The organism is Candidatus Symbiopectobacterium sp. NZEC135 (assembly GCF_025962695.1).
Map to the genome: position 1 here is coordinate 1 of NZ_JAGFPF010000302.1, position 1,852 is coordinate 1,852.

The 1,852-nt window shown below is 45.4% G+C and carries 2 protein-coding genes; both read right to left on the bottom strand.

Annotated elements, in window-relative coordinates:
* On the bottom strand, positions 1-207 hold a 207-nt coding region (locus tag J5224_RS26180; protein WP_264628105.1), incomplete at its 3' end, for a TRAP transporter small permease subunit.
* A gap of 178 nt (positions 208-385) precedes the next feature.
* Positions 386-1,363 carry a TRAP transporter substrate-binding protein gene (locus tag J5224_RS26185; protein WP_264628106.1) on the bottom strand — a complete coding sequence of 326 codons (978 nt, stop codon included), beginning with the start codon at positions 1,361-1,363 and terminating at the stop codon, positions 386-388.
* Positions 1,364-1,852: the final 489 nt, after the last annotated feature.

Genomic DNA, 1,852 nt, shown 5'->3' on the forward strand with positions numbered 1-1,852 from the left:
GCGGTAACTGACGGCGGCACCGACAAAGGTAAAGGTTACCATGCAGATAATGGCAACCGGCTCCGGCCAGGAGAGTGCGGAGTTCAAGACATAGCGTGCGAAAATGCCAACCGGAATGATCAGTGTCATGACCAATAACGTTAGCCCGGAAACCCACATGGCAATCAGATAGAGAATATCCATTGCAGAAATATAAATACGACCCATTGCTTCCACCTGTACCACCCTGCGCCATTATCCTGTGCCATTATTGGGATATCGTCCGCGCCTTTAGCCCATGACAAAACTCAGACTGTGCAACGTAATAATGTCTGCCGGGGTAACTTATGCTATTAGGGATAATGGGCGGGCCAGTGCTAAACCAGCCCGCATTATTAACGGTAGACTATTTCACGTCTGCCACAGCCTTGATCAGATCCTGGTATTTCGCACCAAACTGATCGCGTACCGGTTGTGTCGCTTTGTAATAGTAATCGGTATCAATGTCGTAGAAATTCACGCCGCCGGCCTTCATTTTATCCAATGACTGCTGGTTATAGGCATTCCACAATTCACGCTGTTCCATTTGCGCTTCTTTGGCTAATTTAAGAATCAATTCCTGTTGATCTTTAGTGAGTTTATCCCATTTGGTTTTTGAATAGAGGAACAGCTCAGGAATAATAAAATGACGGCTCCAGGTAAAGTTTTTGGCGACCGGCATGTAGTTGTGCGCGACGAAGGTGGGCGGATTGTTTTCCGTGCCATCGATGACACCGGTTTGCATACCGCTGAACACTTCACTGGTTCCCATGGCGATAGAGTTCGCTCCCATGGCTTTCAGCGTGGCCAGCGCGACCGGGCTGCTCTGTACCCGAATCTTCATGCCTTTGAGGTCTTCCGGTTTGGCGACCGGGGCTTTGGTGATCAGGTTGCGCGTACCGGCATCCATCCAGCCAAGGAACACCAGCTTGGATTTACTGTTATTGGTAATCTTGTCACCAATTTCCTGACCAATTTTCCCGTCCAGCACTTTGTGCATATGATCTTCATCACGGAAAATATAGGGCAGGGTAAACACTTCGATTTCTGGCAAAATGGCAGCAACCGGGGTCATGGAGACGCGAATAATATCGATGGCACCCAGTTGCGCCTGCTCAATCATTTGCTTCTCATCGCCTAATACCCCGCCTGGAAAGGTTTTTATTTCCAGTTTTCCATCCGTGGCGGCCTTTAATTTCTCTCCCATTTTTTGTACGGCTACCACATTGGGATAGCCTTCGGGGTGAACATCGGATGCTTTGATTTGCAATGCGCTGGCTGAATAACTCATAAACAGCGTGGCGGAGCTTAGGCAGATGCCTATCAGTGTTTTGGATAGCTTCATTCGGGTCTCCAGAAGTCTCGAGGATATATTCGTGGTACGACTATTATTGTTCTATAAATAAAACCCGGTGCGTAATGAAGAGAATTAGAAAATTAAGTCAAAATAATTTCCCCTCATATTCAAGGGTAAACTAACCTATTATACCACTTTGCGGAATGACTCGTATCACAAAAGCGCAATATAGGTAACTGAATGAAACAATTGATGGTAATTGATTTCTTACGTGTCATTTGAATGTCTATAGTATTGTTTTTAGTGCCATTAATTATTTCTGATAAGGTCTTTCCTGTAAGACAACTTATCGATGTTTACTCAACAATGGTGTAATAACTCAAAGTCGATCACAGAACGCGACTTTTGTTGTTCCTGGGCTGGCAAATTGGCAGACCCGCGAAGGCGTCATGCCAAATCAGTGTTTCACCTTATGGATATTAGGGTTTTTTGTGCTCAAAAAGCATAAATACTAATGTGAACTACTATCAATTCGTG